Source organism: Microcoleus sp. Pol12B3 (assembly GCF_036701355.1).
In the GTDB taxonomy this organism is placed as follows: Bacteria; Cyanobacteriota; Cyanobacteriia; order Cyanobacteriales; family Microcoleaceae; genus Microcoleus.
Genome location: NZ_JAUBQS010000014.1, coordinates 1 through 17,709 on the forward strand (window position 1 = coordinate 1; position 17,709 = coordinate 17,709).

General features: G+C 46.5%; 21 protein-coding genes. 13 read left to right on the forward strand and 8 right to left on the reverse strand.

Annotation, left to right across the window (positions count from 1 at the left end; genetic code table 11):
- The first annotated feature begins 137 nt into the window (after positions 1-137).
- The 4 genes from QUA53_RS09490 (at position 138) to QUA53_RS09505 (ending at position 3,271) form a co-directional block, all read left to right on the forward strand.
- A complete protein-coding gene (locus tag QUA53_RS09490; RefSeq protein WP_333096808.1) occupies positions 138-413 on the forward strand; it encodes a hypothetical protein in 276 nt (91 codons plus the stop codon).
- Positions 414-883: 470 nt separating this feature from the next.
- On the forward strand, positions 884-1,033 hold the full coding sequence (locus tag QUA53_RS09495; RefSeq protein WP_333096810.1) for a hypothetical protein: 150 nt from the start codon (positions 884-886) through the stop codon (positions 1,031-1,033).
- Positions 1,034-1,737: 704 nt separating this feature from the next.
- Complete coding sequence (locus tag QUA53_RS09500) at positions 1,738-2,289, forward strand: hypothetical protein (RefSeq protein WP_333096943.1); 552 nt, start codon at positions 1,738-1,740, stop codon at positions 2,287-2,289.
- A 466-nt stretch (positions 2,290-2,755) separates the two neighbouring features.
- Complete coding sequence (locus QUA53_RS09505; protein ID WP_015174051.1) at positions 2,756-3,271, forward strand: Fur family transcriptional regulator; 516 nt, start codon at positions 2,756-2,758, stop codon at positions 3,269-3,271.
- Between the two features lie 245 nt (positions 3,272-3,516).
- Here QUA53_RS09505 and QUA53_RS09510 read toward each other — a convergent pair whose 3' ends face one another.
- Both QUA53_RS09510 and QUA53_RS09515 read right to left on the reverse strand, forming a co-directional pair.
- Complete coding sequence (locus QUA53_RS09510) at positions 3,517-4,368, reverse strand: Npun_R2479 family HD domain-containing metalloprotein (protein ID WP_015174050.1); 852 nt, start codon at positions 4,366-4,368, stop codon at positions 3,517-3,519.
- A gap of 218 nt (positions 4,369-4,586) precedes the next feature.
- Positions 4,587-4,790, reverse strand: a complete 204-nt coding sequence (locus QUA53_RS09515; protein ID WP_015174049.1) for a hypothetical protein — start codon at positions 4,788-4,790, stop codon at positions 4,587-4,589.
- Between the two features lie 213 nt (positions 4,791-5,003).
- Here QUA53_RS09515 and QUA53_RS09520 point away from each other — a divergent pair, with 213 nt between their 5' ends.
- From QUA53_RS09520 to QUA53_RS09555, 8 genes are all read left to right on the forward strand, one after another.
- The gene (locus QUA53_RS09520) at positions 5,004-5,147 is read left to right on the forward strand and encodes a hypothetical protein (RefSeq protein WP_190274306.1); all 144 of its coding nucleotides are present in this window, start codon (positions 5,004-5,006) and stop codon (positions 5,145-5,147) included.
- A 99-nt stretch (positions 5,148-5,246) separates the two neighbouring features.
- The gene (rpsL, locus tag QUA53_RS09525; RefSeq protein WP_006632197.1) at positions 5,247-5,627 is read left to right on the forward strand and encodes a 30S ribosomal protein S12; all 381 of its coding nucleotides are present in this window, start codon (positions 5,247-5,249) and stop codon (positions 5,625-5,627) included.
- Between the two features lie 145 nt (positions 5,628-5,772).
- Positions 5,773-6,243 carry a 30S ribosomal protein S7 gene (rpsG, locus tag QUA53_RS09530; protein WP_006632196.1) on the forward strand — a complete coding sequence of 157 codons (471 nt, stop codon included), beginning with the start codon at positions 5,773-5,775 and terminating at the stop codon, positions 6,241-6,243.
- Positions 6,244-6,588: 345 nt separating this feature from the next.
- Positions 6,589-8,661, forward strand: a complete 2,073-nt coding sequence (gene fusA, locus QUA53_RS09535) for an elongation factor G (RefSeq protein ID WP_333096816.1) — start codon at positions 6,589-6,591, stop codon at positions 8,659-8,661.
- Between the two features lie 102 nt (positions 8,662-8,763).
- A complete protein-coding gene (gene tuf, locus QUA53_RS09540; RefSeq protein ID WP_333096818.1) occupies positions 8,764-9,993 on the forward strand; it encodes an elongation factor Tu in 1,230 nt (409 codons plus the stop codon).
- A 207-nt stretch (positions 9,994-10,200) separates the two neighbouring features.
- The gene (gene rpsJ / locus QUA53_RS09545) at positions 10,201-10,518 is read left to right on the forward strand and encodes a 30S ribosomal protein S10 (RefSeq protein WP_006632193.1); all 318 of its coding nucleotides are present in this window, start codon (positions 10,201-10,203) and stop codon (positions 10,516-10,518) included.
- Positions 10,519-10,925: 407 nt separating this feature from the next.
- Positions 10,926-11,567 (forward strand): LON peptidase substrate-binding domain-containing protein, encoded by a 642-nt coding sequence (locus tag QUA53_RS09550; protein WP_006632192.1) that lies wholly within the window; start codon positions 10,926-10,928, stop codon positions 11,565-11,567.
- Between the two features lie 214 nt (positions 11,568-11,781).
- Positions 11,782-12,720, forward strand: a complete 939-nt coding sequence (locus QUA53_RS09555) for a PspA/IM30 family protein (RefSeq protein ID WP_333096819.1) — start codon at positions 11,782-11,784, stop codon at positions 12,718-12,720.
- Between the two features lie 33 nt (positions 12,721-12,753).
- Here the strand turns inward: QUA53_RS09555 and QUA53_RS09560 are convergent, their stop codons facing one another.
- On the reverse strand, positions 12,754-13,395 hold the full coding sequence (locus tag QUA53_RS09560) for a pentapeptide repeat-containing protein (RefSeq protein ID WP_333096820.1): 642 nt from the start codon (positions 13,393-13,395) through the stop codon (positions 12,754-12,756).
- 50 nt (positions 13,396-13,445) lie between these two features.
- A complete protein-coding gene (gene pheA / locus QUA53_RS09565; RefSeq protein WP_333096822.1) occupies positions 13,446-14,393 on the reverse strand; it encodes a prephenate dehydratase in 948 nt (315 codons plus the stop codon).
- A 208-nt stretch (positions 14,394-14,601) separates the two neighbouring features.
- Between pheA and QUA53_RS09570 the strand changes: the two genes are divergently transcribed.
- Positions 14,602-15,180 carry a DUF1997 domain-containing protein gene (locus tag QUA53_RS09570; RefSeq protein WP_333096823.1) on the forward strand — a complete coding sequence of 193 codons (579 nt, stop codon included), beginning with the start codon at positions 14,602-14,604 and terminating at the stop codon, positions 15,178-15,180.
- A 145-nt stretch (positions 15,181-15,325) separates the two neighbouring features.
- On the opposite strand, the gene QUA53_RS09575 is transcribed toward QUA53_RS09570, so the two are convergent.
- From QUA53_RS09575 to QUA53_RS09590, 4 genes are all read right to left on the reverse strand, one after another.
- Positions 15,326-15,778, reverse strand: coding sequence for an FHA domain-containing protein (locus QUA53_RS09575; protein ID WP_333096826.1), 453 nt, complete (start codon positions 15,776-15,778; stop codon positions 15,326-15,328).
- Positions 15,775-16,233: a hypothetical protein gene (locus QUA53_RS09580; protein WP_333248818.1), complete on the reverse strand. Its 459-nt coding sequence runs from the start codon at positions 16,231-16,233 to the stop codon at positions 15,775-15,777. Before QUA53_RS09580 ends, QUA53_RS09575 begins: the two co-directional genes overlap by 4 nt.
- Before the next feature lie 121 nt (positions 16,234-16,354).
- Positions 16,355-17,092 carry a PRC-barrel domain-containing protein gene (locus tag QUA53_RS09585; protein WP_333096829.1) on the reverse strand — a complete coding sequence of 246 codons (738 nt, stop codon included), beginning with the start codon at positions 17,090-17,092 and terminating at the stop codon, positions 16,355-16,357.
- A gap of 55 nt (positions 17,093-17,147) precedes the next feature.
- Positions 17,148-17,624 carry an FHA domain-containing protein gene (locus QUA53_RS09590; protein WP_445304618.1) on the reverse strand — a complete coding sequence of 159 codons (477 nt, stop codon included), beginning with the start codon at positions 17,622-17,624 and terminating at the stop codon, positions 17,148-17,150.
- Positions 17,625-17,709 lie beyond the last annotated feature (85 nt).

Sequence of the window (17,709 nt, forward strand, 5' to 3'; positions counted from 1 at the left end):
ATAAGCTAGTATTCTTTTTTGTTGCTTGAGGATTTCTCGTAAATCTTCTACAGATTCTGTAATTTTTATATGAGGACAACCAGACATTGTAATTCTCGCCTTTACTTTTGACAGAAGTCTATCACATCTTTAAAAAAATGGTATTAGTCCGGGGATACAACTATTTAGGACTAGAATCCCTCGGAGATCAACGTTGCAAAAATACCGATTGTGACCCTCTGCTGAATGATGTGGAACAAGCTCAATTGTGGCAAGTCCTACAGCAGCCACTCCCAGATGGCGGGCTGTGGAATGGTCGTGCATTTGCCGATTGGATGAGTGAACTCAAGGGTGAAAAAGTCTGTCGTCTGCATAGGGTGGGAATATCTCAAGTCCATGAAGTTTCGATTGAGAGTTCCTCGCCCGGAACATGAGGAATCAGATCTCTGCAGAACTTGCAGGAATGGAAAAAAAATCTGGGTCGGTTCGTCAAGAAAATCAAGAAGCAGAACCCAGAAAGCGACGTAGAAGTGTGGTCAATGGACAAACATCGTTGCTTGATTGAAACCTGTGTTGAGGCGAGAATGGGTGGATGAGTTTAGTAATGCTACGGCTGTGGTTAACTGGCGGTTTCAATGGTTATGGTTATATGGTTTCGTACATCCGAGTAGCGGAGAAACCAAAAGAGTGGATACTACCGTTTGTCAATAGCCAGCTTTTCGAGCGAGTTTTAGCAGATGAGAGCCCGACATTGGAAAGTAGGCTCGAAAAAAAGAATGGTTTTAGTAGTGGATGGAGCGGGATGGCACTGAGCGTGAAAGCGTGAAAATCCCCCACGGCATACATTTATATTGTCTGCCTTCCCACTCACCCCAACTGCAACAGCCGTGAAAGACTGTGGCCATTGACAAATGAACCGATAGCCAACCGCTGTTTTAAAAGCTTAGATGAATTAGAAGCTGTTTTATTTGAACGATGTCGAAAACTGTTAAATCTCAAACAGCTAATTAGTGGTTTGACTCATTTCTATTGGTGGCCGGAGGCAAAAGTTTAATACTGGTCAATCGACCTGACATAATATTACGGGATTGTCTGATTGTCAAGCTCGTCATTTACCCCGGCTTTATTTTCATTTTTATGCCAGTTTTATTGCCTTAAATTTAGCCACAAATCAACTCTCTACTTGTTATTAATCTGCCAAGTCGTTTGTGTTTTCAATCTGTTCTTATAAACGTCTGGAATTCAATAAACAACTACTTTGTACCTTTATTGACAAGTTAGATTTAGACCCGGATTTGATTTTAAATAATCCTAATCTTCCTTCAGTCTTGTATTACGGTACTCTCGCTGCTTAAAAACTGTCCGGAGTATTGCTTTTAGAGAAGCTTGTCCATCGGAAAGTACCGGATTTCTTTTTCCACCTTGTCTTTTCCGAGAGGATTGGATAGCTACTTAAACAATACTCTAGCCATCATACTACTTAATAATATTATTTATCAATAAATTTAGAGGTATTCCTTTAGCCACTATTTTTGCTAACGAGAAGCCAAATTCCGCTAAAGCGCCAAAAACAGTCAGAATCTTGATATAGCGATGTTTTTTCCTAGTGATTTACATACCTGAACTCAAATCAGTGAAAATTTTTCTCAAATACCCCTTGACGAAACTACCAAAATTGTTGATTATCTATATCAATAACCTGCAATGGCTTAAAACTCCCCTGACATCTTTCTCAAGAGGTAAACGGCCGTGACCAGCATGGCAGAAAAATCCTTCCCAGCCGAAGGAAAATCATTTCCCTGGTGGGCCGGCAACGCCCGCTTAATCAACCTTTCCGGCCGTTTGCTCGGTACCCACCTCGCCCACGCCGGCCTCATCGTCTTTTGGGCGGGAGCCTATACCTTATTTGAGCTTTCCCGCTTTAACCCAGAATTGCCCATGTACGAACAAGGCTTAATCCTGTTGCCAAACCTAGCCAGACTCTGCTTGGGCGGGGGTGCGGGAGCCAAAATTGTCGATACTGATCCGTACTTCGCGGTTAGGGCGATTCACCTCATCAGCTCAGCCTTTCTCGGCTTCGGCGACATCTTTCACTCCCTCAAATGGCAAGCAACCCTCGAAGCAAGAACTTCTTTCTGTGGCTACACATCGGAAGACGCAGACAAAATGACCACCCTCTTGGGCATCCGCCTAGTTTTGCTGGGTGTCGCTACCTTCTTGTTGGTACCCAAAGCATCGATGGTGGAATTCCTATTTTTACCTACAAACGCCGTTCAGATTTCGGTCAACCTTGAGACAATAACTGCATGACTGTCTTTTTCTAAAATTTATGTATTGCCACTTTGATTATTTTTGTGGAGTCTGTCCGTAACATTGCCAGAAGGAGCGCATCAAATCAAGCGCTTGTATCCAATTGCTTGTTATGGGGATTTTTTTAGTAACGACTACCGCCTCACATTTACAGTGCGCCCGTGCGTTGCTTGTACTGAAGATGCCGGTTGCACTGACTTTGACCCTAAGACTTGTTTTACCAATGCTTATCAGCAACATTGCTAGAAACTTCATAAAAATTATGCATAAATACCGAAAACTACTTTTTCAGTACGACTTTTACGAAGGGGGATAGATGGCTAGCAGATTACCCTTAAGTAAAGGGTAAGTCGAGAATTAGATGGATTATGAGGGGAAACACACTTTAGGAGAATCTTAAAAAGAGCGCGAATAAATAATAGATAATCCACTAGAAGCCTCGTTCAAGTTTTTTATTTTTGGCGATATGAATTTATACAGTGCTAACTCACTCAAAGTCGAACTAAACCAGAGAGGTTGCCGCCTAACTCCCCAGCGAGAAACTATTTTGAGCGTCTTTCAAAATCTGCCACAAGGCAATCATTTAAGTGCGGAAGAGTTATACAGGACTTTGCAGAATAAAGGAGAACGAATAGGCTTGTCTACTGTCTACCGAACCCTGCATTTATTAGCAAGAATTGGAATTTTGCGTGAACTAGAATTAGCAGAAGGGCACAAACATTACGAACTGAATTTTCCCGAATTGCACCACCACCACCACCTGGTTTGCATTCAGTGTCACAAAACCTTTGAATTTAGCGATGAATCCATTTTAAAAATTGGCAAAAAGCAAGTTGAAAAAGCTGGGGTCGAACTGCTTGACTGTCAATTAACTGTGCGAGCTGTTTGTTTGGAAGCGCTGCGGGAGGGATGGCCTTCTTTGGTGCCGAGTAATTGGTTGTGTCCGAGATATCATTCAAAAATTGAGGAGGAAATTAGTTGAGTTGGATGAAATACATTTGGGTAAGGGGGAATTAGTAATTGGTAATTGGTCACTATTGAACTCAGGTAGGGAAATCGCGTTGCAAGTAATGCTAGCAAAGTGATTCTTAGGAAACCAATCTCACCCATTAAAAACTCGCCGTCTTTCGCTTCCCCTTAATACCGCTGCAAGGAATGTTAGCTAAGAAATTATTAGGAAAGCAATCTCACGCATTCAAAACTTGCTGCATTTCCCTTATCCTTCCGTCAAGCAACCTCAGAATCGCCACGTTGGTGTTCCATCCGGAATATGTTAGCGTACAAACTAGCCACAATCTGTTTGCCTTCCTGCGTCAACTGCAAGTAACCTAGAGATTCGCTGATGTGAGGATAAATGCCACTCCAGTAAAACTTAGAGTAGCTTTGCAGCAAATCGCCCGGATGTCGATAGCCCAAAACTTTAGTAGCACCGCTTTCTTCCAACTCGTAAAACAGCGCGCCAATTTTCTGCAAATATTGCGGGTTGCTTAGCTGACCGATCAAATCAGCACCGCGCACTAAACTAGAGTAATTAACTGCATCATCGTCAGTGTTACCGTCAAGCACCGAGAAACGAGTCTGTTCTATATTCTGTTTAATTATCTCCGCATTAATTAGCTTGTGGTTGCCGAAGCGCTCGTCAATGAACAATTTAGCTCTGTCAACTCGGTAAGGAGCTAAGCTAGCCGCGGTTGCACCGGGAGCAAGTGCAATTCTCATGCCATCTTTTCCCGTAGCATACAATCCTTCTGATTCTTGGTCTTGCCGGCAAACTCCTTTGACATATCCGATGTCTTGACACAGCAAAGAAATGATGAAGTGCAGCCAATCTTCGCAGGAAACTCCGCCCTTGCGAATGTGTTTTCCCCGCAAGATTTCTTGACCGACTAAGCTAATGCAAATGGCGTGTTCTACATTGTGATAAAGAGCGTCGCTGTTGGCAATGTTTTCTAACGCCATTGCCCCCACCCAGGCAATAATGTCAGCATAGTCTGATTTGTAGCCTCCATAAGTGCGGCTGTAACCGTTCTGAAGTTGTTCTATGAAAGCCTCAATCAGCAGTTCTGTAGAATTAAACATACCCTGTCCTTTTACCTTAATATTTACTTTTAAGAACGGTGCATCTATTGGGGAGTCCTCTCATTTTATGGAGGATATTTTAGCTTACAACTCATGCACCCCCTGTGGGTTGTGCTCTGTGGGTGGCAGGTGGGTGGCAATCTCAAAACTCATTGACGCAGCTACGCCCGGGGAGTCACGCAGCAATCTCTCGCCATGACTCAAAATTTCCAAGTAACTCAGTCCATCACTGACACCCATCCCCGCCGTACTGCATACAGCAGCCTGCTGACAATTTTTCGCTCCTCTGAACTTTTTAAACTGTGAGAATTAATTGCGTATTGAATTTGTTGGAACACAGTCCGATCGATCTTACCGGATTTCCAAATGTTCAAGTAAAGTTCGGAAATTTTATATTCAGGAATATAAGCTTTGGTTGTCATCTGCCGTCAACTCAATGTAGATTTCTTATTATCCGGCAATTTTAGATAACTTTATGTGATGTAGATCGGCTATAGACTGTGATGCGATCGCAGGCTGGAGTTAATGCGCCTCTCCTAAACAATGGTAATTCGATCGAAAAAGCGCGATATGGCGATCGTCATAAATTTTTCTGACGGCTGTGACAATCATCATAGTTGCGCCTAAATTATAGGATGTCACATACCATTCGCCCGTTGCGATCGCCCCCGGACAACTGGCAGCAAGAAAGGAAGTTTGAGCGCGGGTCGCGCAAATTTCTTGCCAAAGAAACTCGCGTCGTGTACAATACAGAGTCTGGTATCCTCACTTACCCATAACTATTTTCATTCATCCCGTCCCCCCAGAGGGGAAGGGACTTTCAGTGCGGATACAGCCAAATCACTATATTCAGCAAAAAGCTAGAAATGCCGTAACTCATGCCCACTATTCAGCAACTCATCCGTTCAGCACGGGAACAAACGCAGAAAAAAACCAAATCGCCAGCTCTCAAGAGTTGCCCCCAGCGCCGCGGAGTTTGCACCAGAGTGTACACGACCACCCCGAAAAAACCTAACTCGGCGCTGCGGAAGGTGGCTCGGGTACGGCTGACCTCTGGTTTTGAAGTGACCGCCTACATCCCTGGGATCGGTCACAACTTGCAAGAACACTCGGTAGTAATGATCCGGGGCGGTCGGGTAAAAGATTTGCCCGGAGTTAGATACCACATCATTCGGGGTACATTAGACACCGCTGGGGTGAAAGACCGCAAGCAGGGTCGTTCCAAATACGGGGCCAAGCGTCCTAAAGAGAAAAAATAACACGGAACTCGTCCGCTCGTCGGGGTTGGGAAGCAAAAATAAATCCGATCGCGCCGCTCAATTGCACGCTCGATCGTCATAAATCGAGATGTGATCCCAAAACCCCAAACTCAGTCATTCAAAATCAAAAATCCCAAGTAGAACTATGTCTCGCCGCACAGTTATTCAAAAACGTCCAGTTCCACCAGATCCAACCTACAACAGCCGGTTGGTAAGCATGATGGTGAGACGGATCATGCAGCACGGCAAAAAATCCGTTGCCTCCAGCATCGTCTACGACGCCCTCAAAACCATCCAAGAACGGACAGGGGCTGAACCGTTAGACTTGTTTGAAAAAGCAGTCAAAAACGCGACACCTCTGGTCGAAGTCAAAGCCCGCCGGGTAGGTGGCGCTACCTACCAAGTGCCGATGGAAGTGCGTTCCGATCGCGGTACCACCCTCGCCCTCCGCTGGCTGATCAGATTTGCCCGCGCCCGCACCGGCCGCTCGATGGCCGCCAAGCTAGCCAACGAACTGATGGATGCAGCTAACGAAACAGGCAGTGCTATTCGCAAGCGCGAAGAAACACACCGCATGGCCGAAGCTAACAAGGCTTTTGCTCACTACCGGTACTAACTGCAAAATCGGGCATGGAGAAGAGCGCGATCGTGCGGTATAAAAGCATCGGGTGAGAAATTGGAAAGTGTAAGTTTTGAGTGTTGAGATTGCTTCTCTTGGCGCAGTTGCGATTCGTGAAGCAAACTCAAAACTCCCAAAATCAAAATTGACGCACTCAAAATTCACGCACTCTCTAAATCCTCCATGTCGCATCCTTAATATTTTTGTAAACAAATCTTGCAAAAAATATTAAAATGTAACAATAAGCTCCAGAGACTTTTGTAAGTCGCTGGGGAGTGCAAAATAGGGTTACTGTGTAGTATAGTAGTATTATAACAGCAACACAAGATTAAGGAGGTAGCTGTGGCACGTACCGTCCCGCTAGAAAAAACTCGCAACATCGGCATCGCAGCCCACATAGACGCGGGCAAAACAACAACAACTGAAAGAATTCTGTTCTATTCAGGCATGGTTCACAAAATGGGTGAAGTGCACGAGGGAACAGCAGTCACTGACTGGATGGAGCAAGAGCGGGAGCGGGGAATTACGATTACTGCCGCTGCTATCACCACCAGTTGGAAAGATTACAAAATCAACATCATCGACACTCCCGGACACGTAGACTTCACGATCGAAGTCGAACGCTCGATGCGAGTGCTCGACGGAGTGATCGCAGTGTTCTGCTCGGTAGGGGGAGTGCAGCCGCAATCCGAGACAGTTTGGCGACAAGCCGATCGGTACAAAGTACCAAGGATCGTGTTCGTCAACAAAATGGATCGGATGGGCGCAAACTTCTACAAAGTCTACGCCCAAATTCGCGATCGAATGAGAGCGAACGCCGTACCCATCCAAATCCCGATCGGCAGTGAAGAAAACTTCCGGGGAATTGTAGACTTAGTGCAAATGAAAGCCTATATCTACAACAACGACATGGGAACCGATATCGAGGAAGTAGAAATCCCCGATGAAGTAAAAGAGCTAGCAGCAGAATACCGCACCAAGCTGATCGAGTCCGTAGCAGAAACCAACGACGCCCTCACGGAGAAATACCTTGAAGGCGAAGAGTTAACCGAAGACGAAATTCGTGCAGCTTTGCGGACTGGGACCATCTCTGGGACGATCGTCCCCATGTTGTGCGGTTCGGCATTCAAAAACAAAGGCGTTCAGCTTTTGTTGGATGCAGTCATCGACTATCTGCCATCGCCCTTGGAAGTTCCTCCCATACAAGGACTCCTGCCCAACGGCGACACAGCAGAGCGGTTTGCCGACGACAGCGCCCCGCTGTCAGCCCTGGCATTCAAAATCATGGCTGACCCCTACGGCCGCCTGACCTTCGTTCGCGTCTACTCCGGTATCCTCAAAAAAGGAACCTACGTCCTGAACTCCACCAAAGACAAAAAAGAGCGGGTTTCTCGCCTAATTGTACTCAAGGCGGACGATCGGATAGAAGTCGAGGAACTGCGAGCCGGAGACTTGGGAGCAGCTTTGGGTTTGAAAGAGACCTTCACCGGCGACACCCTCTCCGAAGAAGGATCTCCAGTGATTCTGGAATCCCTGTTTATTCCAGAGCCAGTCATCTCGGTGGCTGTCGAACCCAAAACCAAACAAGACATGGAGAAGCTCTCCAAAGCCCTCCAGTCGCTCTCGGAAGAAGACCCCACCTTCCGAGTCAACGTTGACCCAGAAACCAACCAGACAGTTATCGCCGGCATGGGCGAACTGCACCTGGAAATCCTGGTAGACAGAATGCTGCGGGAATTCAAAGTAGAAGCCAACGTGGGTCAGCCGCAAGTAGCCTACCGCGAAACCATTCGCAAAGCCGTCCGCGCCGAAGGTAAATTTATCCGCCAAAGTGGCGGTAAAGGTCAGTACGGTCACGTCGTGATCGAACTAGAACCTACCGAAGTCGGAAGCGGCTTTGAATTTGTCTCCAAAATTGTCGGCGGCACTGTACCGAAAGAGTACATCGGCCCGGCAGAACAAGGGATGAAAGAAGCCTGTGAATCGGGTATTGTAGCAGGATATCCCGTGATCGACCTCAAAGCTACTATGGTAGACGGGTCTTTCCACGACGTAGACTCTTCGGAAATGGCATTTAAGATCGCCGGCTCAATGGCGATCAAAGAAGCCGTGATGAAGGCTTCGCCTGTGCTGCTAGAGCCTATGATGAAAGTAGAGGTGGAAGTTCCCGAAGATTACATCGGGAACATCATCGGCGACCTCAACTCGCGTCGGGGTCAGATTGAGGGTCAAGAGACGGATCAGGGAATTGCCAAAGTTTCTGTAAAAGTTCCACTAGCAGAAATGTTTGGCTACGCCACTGACATCCGCTCGAAAACCCAAGGTCGGGGCATCTTCACAATGGAATTCAGCCATTACGAAGAAGTGCCGCGAAATGTGGCTGAAGCCATCATCGCTAAGAACAAAGGTAACTAACGATTTTGAATTTTAGATTTTGGATTTTGGATGAAATCCAAAGTCTAAAATCTAAAATGTTAAAATCTAAAATCGCTAAAAGAAACAAGGAACAAATCGAGAATGGCACGCGCAAAATTTGAACGGAATAAACCCCACGTAAACATCGGCACGATCGGTCACGTTGACCACGGCAAAACAACTTTGACCGCCGCGATTACGATGACTCTCTCTGCACTAGGTCAAGCAAAGGCTAAGAATTACGCCGACATCGACGCTGCGCCCGAAGAAAAAGCACGGGGTATTACGATTAATACTGCTCACGTGGAATACGAAACCACAAGTCGGCACTATGCCCACGTTGATTGCCCCGGACACGCTGACTATGTGAAAAACATGATCACCGGTGCTGCTCAAATGGACGGCGGCATCCTAGTAGTGTCAGCAGCAGACGGCCCCATGCCTCAAACTCGCGAACACATCCTGCTAGCTAAGCAAGTTGGCGTTCCCAGCCTGGTTGTCTTCTTGAACAAAGAAGACATGGTGGATGATGCTGAACTGTTGGAATTGGTAGAACTGGAAGTTCGCGAACTTTTGAGCTCTTACGATTTTCCGGGCGATGACATCCCCATCGTCACAGGTTCGGGATTGAAAGCTCTCGAAGCGATGCTTGCTAATCCCAAGACTGTCAAGGGCGAAAATGAGTGGGTTGACAAAATTTACAAGCTGATGGAAGAAGTAGATGCTTACATCCCCACCCCTGAACGCGAAGTTGACAAGCCTTTCTTGATGGCAGTTGAAGACGTATTCTCGATTACTGGTCGGGGTACTGTCGCCACTGGCCGGATCGAACGCGGAACCATCAAAGTCGGCGAAACAGTAGAATTGGTGGGTCTTAAGGACACTCGCAGCACTACGGTGACTGGTGTGGAAATGTTCACCAAGTCTCTGGAAGAAGGCATTGCCGGGGACAACGTGGGTCTACTGCTGCGGGGGATTTTAAAGGCGGATATTGAACGCGGAATGGTGATTGCCAAGCCGAAAAGCATCATGCCTCACACTCAGTTTGAATCTGAAGTGTACATCCTCAAGAAGGAAGAAGGTGGCCGGCACACGCCATTTTTCTCTGGATATCGCCCTCAATTCTACGTCCGTACCACTGACGTGACCGGCACGATCGCACAGTTCACCGCTGATGACGGTAGTGAAGCAGAAATGGTGATGCCCGGTGACCGGATCAAAATGACTGTTGAGTTGATTCACCCGATCGCGATCGAACAAGGAATGCGCTTCGCTATCCGCGAAGGCGGACGCACCGTCGGCGCCGGCGTTGTTTCCAAAATCCTCAAGTAGGAATCCGATAACAGACTAAATAGCAGAAAAGCCGCCAAATGTAATCAGGCTTTTCTGCTATTTAGTGAGTAGTTATAGGTTAGTGGCCAGTTGTTAGTAGTTATGGGTTAAATGTTTAATAACAAACAAATGACTGATGACTGATGACTGATGACTGATGACTGATGACTAAAAATAAACTGAACCTCGAAAATTCAAGAAACAAAAATGGCAACAATTCAACAGCAAAAAATTCGCATTCGCCTCAAAGCTTTCGATCGCCGAATTCTAGACGCATCCTGCGAAAAGATTGTAGATACAGCAAATCGGACAGCAGCCACAGCGATCGGCCCGATTCCCCTACCGACAAAACGGCGGATTTACTGCTTGCTGCGATCCCCCCACGTAGACAAAGATTCTCGCGAACACTTTGAAACCCGCACGCACCGCCGGATTATCGACATTCACCAGCCATCAGCCAAAACAATTGACGCTTTGATGAAACTGGATTTGCCAGCCGGCGTAGATATCGAAGTCAAGCTGTAGATTGACTTATCTCAAACGCAGAAAGAAGGATCAAAGGGAAGAGCATTTGTTCCTTCTTTTTGCATAAAGTTCCCTAGTTATTACTTATTAGGTATAAGTTATTAGTTAATAATCAACAATAATTTCTGCTCCGGCACGAACTTAAATAATTATTATTAATTAAGGGGCGATCGCTACAAAAACGCTCGTTTAGCAGTCGCTATCATCGCATCCAGCATCACTTAGTTCAGCAAAAAGGTTATTTAGCATTTTGCCGAAATAACGCCGGTGTCAAGCTGGCAGCACAGGCGATCGCGCTCGTTCGCTCAAATCCGCGTCGCAAAAGCCCGATCGCTCCTGCCCCGGAATTGCCTTTCATCAGTTAAAGTAAGAAAAAGAAGCGCAAGTACCGTCACTTTTGACCGACAATGGCATCCTCTTCCTCTGTAGCAGTTCGCGAACTCCCCTTATTTCCGTTGCCGGAAGTGGTTCTATTTCCAGGTAGACCGCTGCCGCTGCAAATCTTCGAGTTTCGCTATCGAATCATGATGAATACGATTCTGGAAGGCGATCGGCGTTTCGGTGTACTCATGTGGGACCCCAACCAAAACAAAGTCTCTGCCGTTGGCTGTTGCGCCGAAGTGATTCACTGCCAGCGCCTGCCCGACGATCGCATGAAAATTATGACTCTCGGGCAGCAGCGGTTCCGAGTGCTCGACGCCGTTCGGGAAAAACCGTATTTAGTCGGTCTAGTAGAATGGATTGAAGACGAACCGCCGCAAAAAGACCTCAGACCTTTGGGAAAAGATGTCGAACAACTGCTCAGAGATGTAGTTCGCCTCTCCAGCAAATTGATGGATCAGCCGATCGACCTGCCCGAAGACATTCCCAGTTTGCCTACAGAATTGTCCTACTGGGTAGCCAGCTACCTTTACGGCGCAGCGACAGAACAGCAAACTCTTTTAGAATTGCAAGATACTGCTGCGAGATTGGAACGCGAAACCGAAATTTTGACTTCTACTCGCAATCACTTGGCAGCGAGGACGGTACTTAAAGATACCCTCAAGTAGCCAATTTGCCTAGGAAAAAGCACGATCGGTTTGACCTGAAGTGAAGAAAGAATTACACACAAATCATTCGATTTTCGATTTCGATTTTTGATTTTCGATTGACTGATGAACTCAGGGTTTGGATCGCGGGCATACAGTTCCATTCTTTTTTGGAACAGGTATCTGTTTAATTCTTAACTTCAAACAGGTTCGGATAGGTTCCTTATAGCAGTAAATGCTTGTGTTAGACAATCACGACCAACCGAAACCATACGATGCAGTTAGAGGCGGTCAACTGCCACCTCCTGTGGGCGGTGTAGTGCTCGGCGGACTAGCAGGAGTTAAACATCGGCTGTCTAGTTCTGTCAGCGAACATCGAATCGCCGCCTTGAGAGAGACATTGAATTACGGCGATGCGGGCTTAAAAATAGTCATCAAGATTTGTCAAACTGAAACAGGCCCGGTGCAGCGGGCGGCCTGCGATTTGCTTCGACAAAGGCTGAATTCGATCGCCCGTGAAAAATTACAGACCTTTGTAGCTTCAAGTTCAGATTCAGAAGCTAAGGTAGACAGCACGGAAAAAATATTAAAGCACTCATCCGGTGCAGTCTCAGAAAAAAATTACGATCGGCAAAGGTCCGAAGCACAGTTAATATTTGAGACACTTACGCAGCAGATGCAACCAAATTTGTTGCTGTTAGAAGCACTGGTAGCCTCTGTAGAACGCGAAGAATTTACCAGCGAACTGATGAATCTTTGGGAACTATTAATCTTAGAAATTCAGGAACCTCTCAAAGAACTGCGTCAGGCTGTTGGCAGTGCGATTTCCGCCCAACTGCGTATTCAATGGCTGTACAATCAAGCTGAATCTCAAGCCAACCAGTGGCAGCAGCGAGCTTTGCTAGCTCTTCAGACACAGGATGAAAATTCAGTCCGCCTCGCCGTGGTTCGCAAGCAGGTTGAATTCGATCGGGCGGCAGAACTAAAAATTGACTTAGACTACCAAACTGTGCGAGTAGAAAATCTCAACCGCAACTTGCTGGCTTTGGAAAGTAAGATTGCTCAAGCTAATTCCAAGAAAGAGATACTCAAGATGCAGCTTCATTTTGCTAAGGTACAGCAGCAAATAGACTTCACTTTCAGCCAAGTCAATAGTATATTTTTTAGTCCTTAGTTGTCGGATTCTCCGGTTATATATTGCGTGATATCAAACTTGTCTGACGCAAAAATGTATAGCCCCACTTAAAATTGCCTCATCTAGCTTAGCTCCTTCCAGATTAGCCCCGCATAAAAATGCCCCGCTCAAATTAGCACCGCTTAAATCAGCTTCTCTCAAATCTGCGCCTTCAAGGTTAGTTTCACACAAAAAAGCGCCTTTCAAGTTGGCTGATCTCAGACTCGCTCCCCGCAGTTTTGCCTCACTTAGATTGGCTTTTTCGAGGTTTGTATTGTCCAAGCAAGCATCTAGGAGATTCGCTTCCATCAGGTTTGCGGCGTACAAGGATGCTCCGCTCAAATTAACACCAATCATTTTGGTGTCGCTCAAGTTGGCGTTTTCCAAGTTTGCCTCAATCATGTCCGATCCTGTTAATCGTGCGAAACTTAGATCGGCTCGGCTCAGGTTAGCCCCATTGAGTTTTGTCATCACCAGGCAAGCATTCTTGAGCTTGGCAGCTATTAAGTTTGCCCCCCTTAAGTTTGCCAAAGCAAAATTTATTTCTTTGAGATTCGCGCAGGCTAGATTAATATGAATTAGGAAAGCTTCTCGCAAAGAAGCCTCTTTCAAGTTTGTTTCATGAAAATTTCTTTCTCCGGCTGCGTATCGCTTGAGAAGTTCATCAGCATTCATCTCACCAGCCTCCTAAGCTTGACTTAAAAAGTATACTACATAAAATAAAATTATACTACTGACAGTACATTGTAGCAACCAAAGATTTTTAAAGTTTCTGTGTGATTTTTTAACTCTTCGAGTGCGGCTCGAACAAATGCTTGGCAGGCGTTAGCCTCAACGTCCATAAAGAAAATATATTCTCCGAGCGATCGTTTAGTCGGTCTAGATTCAATCCGACTTAAATTAATACCGCGACTGGCAAATACTTGCAAAGGTTTTACCAGTGCTCCCGGCATATTGGCAGGTACGCTAAAAGCTAGTGAGGTATGGGTGCAATTAGACGGTGAAGCATCGAGGATCAACTTAGAAGCAGATTGTGTAATAGATTTAATGGATGAGCGCTCCCCTGGTTCTACGTTGGCGATTTCTCCCCCACTCCTGCTGAGTACCCAAAATCGAGTGTAATTATCGGGATAATCATTAATGGGGTGAGTTAACACTGGCAAATTGTAAAGTTCAGCCGCTCTTGGCGAAGATATCGCTGCTACATTTCTATCTTCCAGATATTGCAATGCTTCCGTGGTAGAATTCGTCGGAATTAATTGAGCTGAGGGAATAAACTGCCCCAACCATAGCTGACACTGAGCTAGCGCTTGCGGATGAGAGTAAACTTTTTGAATCTCGTTAAAATTTTTGGCATTAGACACTAGCGCGTGGGAAATTGGCAAAACTAAGGCGTGTTGAATGCGGAGTTGATCGAGCCGCCACAGTGTATCTAAGGTGACAGTCACGCTGCCTTCGATCGAATTTTCGACAGGCACAACTGAATAATCAACCTGCCCTACGGCAGATGCCTCTAGCGCTTGGGAAATGGTGGAATAAGGACACAGGGTGCATTCCAAGTTAGTTTCTTGGCTCAACCAATTGACATAAGCTAGAGCCGCTGTTTCTGCATTTGTACCAACAGGGCCGAGATGTGCGATCCTCTTCGAGGGCTTCGCTAACGAAATTTTCATTTAGAGGCAATTTTAGGTTACAAATGTTTGCTTTACTCTCATCAGCTAGGAAGTATGATGAAAAATTAGCAATGTCCCGAAAGCTTTTATCGGTGATTTCTCGGATGACATTGCTGGGCACGCGACTTAGTGCGCTACGTATGTCACCTTAAAAAAGGTGATAGTTTATTAAGATATGCTTAGGAACCCTATATTTTGATATTTTCTCATGTATACCCGCTTTAATTCTTCCCAATCCGTTGAGATCGCCGTACCAGAGGAACGGGTTCCCATTCAACATTATCTACGCCAGCCGAGGCGACTGGTGAATGCCCTTGTCGATCAAAGTCGCACACAACAGCTAAGCGATGACTGTTTCCGCCTAAAAATGCGACCGTTACAATTTATGATGCTGAGCATTCAACCCACAGTAGATATGAGGGTGTGGGCGCAGTCAGACGGCACAATCAATTTGGAGTCCGTCGGGTGCGAAATTCGCGGCGTGGGTTACATAAACGATCGCTTTGCTCTCAATCTCAAAGGACAGCTTTGTGTTCACCAAAGCAGCGGGGTAGCATACTTGAAGGGAAAAGCGGATTTGGAAGTACAAGTAGAGTTACCGCCGCCGTTTTGGGTGACGCCCAAACCCATTTTAGAAGCAACCGGGAATGCTTTGCTCAAAAGCGTACTGCTGAGTGTCAAACAGCGGTTGATGCACCAGTTGCTCTGCGATTATCGCCACTGGGCAAGCAGCGAAAGTGAGCTAATATCGATCGATCTCCCCCCAATCTTATCTTTAGAAGGGTGAAATCCTACTAGAGAAGCTGTTAATTAATGTATAGGGATATTTAGGCAAAAATCAGATCACTTACCACAATATTAGTTAGACACTTGAATCGGGCATCGGTCGCTTTGTGGGAACTAGCCAGCAGGAATATATAGATAGCTGCGGGTCACTCAAAATCGATGTGAGTAAGCCCTCCATGTTCATCATCTTCCATTATTCCTACGCCCCCAGGCCACTCTGTTGACCTGTGTTTTAAAACTTCGTCCTTTTGGCGGAGTTCACGCTGTGGTGGCTTAATTATTTTGCCCGGTTGATTCGTGGCGCCCACCCGAATCCTGATTTTTGGCCCGGAATTGCCTAAGCGAATTGTCATCCCGTCCACAACTGACACCTGAGCGATCGGTCTATCATCTACATAAGTGCCGTTAGCACCAAAGTTAATAATTTCCCAGCCATTGGCGTGATTCCACAGCTCTACGTGGTGGCGGGAAACTACAGCGCTGTAAATAATTACATCATTGTCGTTCGAGCGGCCGATCCTAACCACAGGTTCTGATTCAAAACACCAACTTTGAACTGGGACAGATTGGATAGGATGTAACAGAGTTAAGGTAATCACGGATGTTTTGACACTCCACCGCCAGACACAAAGGGGGAGGCTTCCAGATAGATTCTGTGGGATAAAAACACAAAAAATTTGATTTTTAAAGGCGCCGTCAGTGCGCCAGCATTGTCTCTATCTTCAGTAAAAGATGAAATTTTGGCTGCTTGAAGCATTTGAACAAACTTTTGATCCTTAACTTTTGGCGCAGGCGGCAGCAATTTTTTCCCCTGCTCAACCAGAAATTTCAACTCAGACCCGCGCTGGTTGCAGATCTGATTCGAGTTCTCGATCGGGCGACAGTCACTGCTCAACGACTCGTTGTTTATAAAGAAAGAAGTTAACCAATTATTAATCCTGGGGTCTCTAGATAAAATACTTGTTGGTTGTATCAAACAGCCTAGGTCTTTTTGAGTTGCTAACATTGTCCTTATTGATGCGATACCTTTAAAATACAATGCTTTGAGCAGCACTGGAATTTTGAGCGACAACGCATCAATCTCTAATAGCCAAAATACCGATCGACCTTCCTCGCGCGCACCGCCTCAGAATGCGATCGGCAATTAGTCGCAGGGCGAGCGGGAAGGCCCAACTTCAGCTCAAATCTGACTCGGGCGGCTCCGGGTTGGGATCGGGCGGGACAGACTCTTGCCTTTGCCGCTTCAACTCTGCAACTTTTTCTTGAGCTACATCCCTGACTTCTAGAGCTTTATCTTGGAATTTTTCCGCCAGACTTTGAGCGCCCCGCTTCACACCTGCCACATTTTTGAGAGTTCTGTCGAAATCTTCATGTAAAAACTCTGCTACCAGACCGACTTTTTTGTGCAGTCCCTCCGCGTACTGCACTGGTTCCGATACAGCAGCTTCAGAAACTATCGCCCGCTTGCTGCCGATAGTCGAAATAGCTGCCACAGGTAACAAGTAAATGTCGTCTAAAACACCGCGCCAGCCGCTCGATTTAAATAGGTAGTGGGTGACTGAACCCGTGCGGACATCAAATAGGTAGTCCACCACTACACCTGCCTTATTCCCAGCGTCCGTGAGCACCTCAAGGCCGATCGGACAAACAGCTTGTTCCGGCTGATGCAATTCCGGCAGTTCCGGGTTAATGGTGACAAAAACATTTTCCCCCACCGTATCAACTTGCGCCCAAGCGAACCAAGTTTTTTTGCTGCCCAAAAGTCCCGACTTGCAAGTAAAGCCGATCGCCCGCTGGGAGTGAGCATCGAGCCAAACCCGATCTACCCTGCCGACCTCTTCCGCCGTTCTGCGGTTGATCGTGCGGCGGTTGAGCAGTTCGCTGCGCCTAACAATCTGTGGTGATGTACTCATAAATAAACTCCTGAGTGCCGCCTGTGAAAAATGTCGATCGTCCAAAGAAGCCGATTTAATATTCTTCTTCCGAATAATGGCGATTATTATCTGCCTCGGTTAACTCCTCCTCTTCCCTGGAAGTGCCAACTTCTTTGTGGTCGGGAACAGGAATCGTGCTAATGTGCACGCCACCCGATGGAGCGTGAATTTCCTTAGCCTCCCTGGGCTTGACGCTAATTTGTCCTAATTGGACAGAGGACTGATTCGGGCCTACGTTGATTTGAATTTTCGGACCTGAGCGAGCCAAGTGAACGATCAGACCGTCCACAATGGGAACCTTAGCAATTGGCTTACCATCGAGGTAAGTGCCGTTGGTACCTAAATTGATCAGTTCCCAAGTTATGCCGCTGCGCCGCAATTCGATGTGGCGACGAGAAACCACAGCGCTAAAAAGAACGACGTGGTTTTCGGTCGAGCGCCCGATCCGGACGACCTGCTCGTCTTCAAAGATCCAACTGCGGACGGGTATAGACTGGAGTGGATGTAGCAAGGTCAGCTTAATCACATTGGCAGCATTGAGTTTTGGTAGAGCGCCTCAAGATGCGATTTTAGATTTTAGACTTTCGATCGCCCAA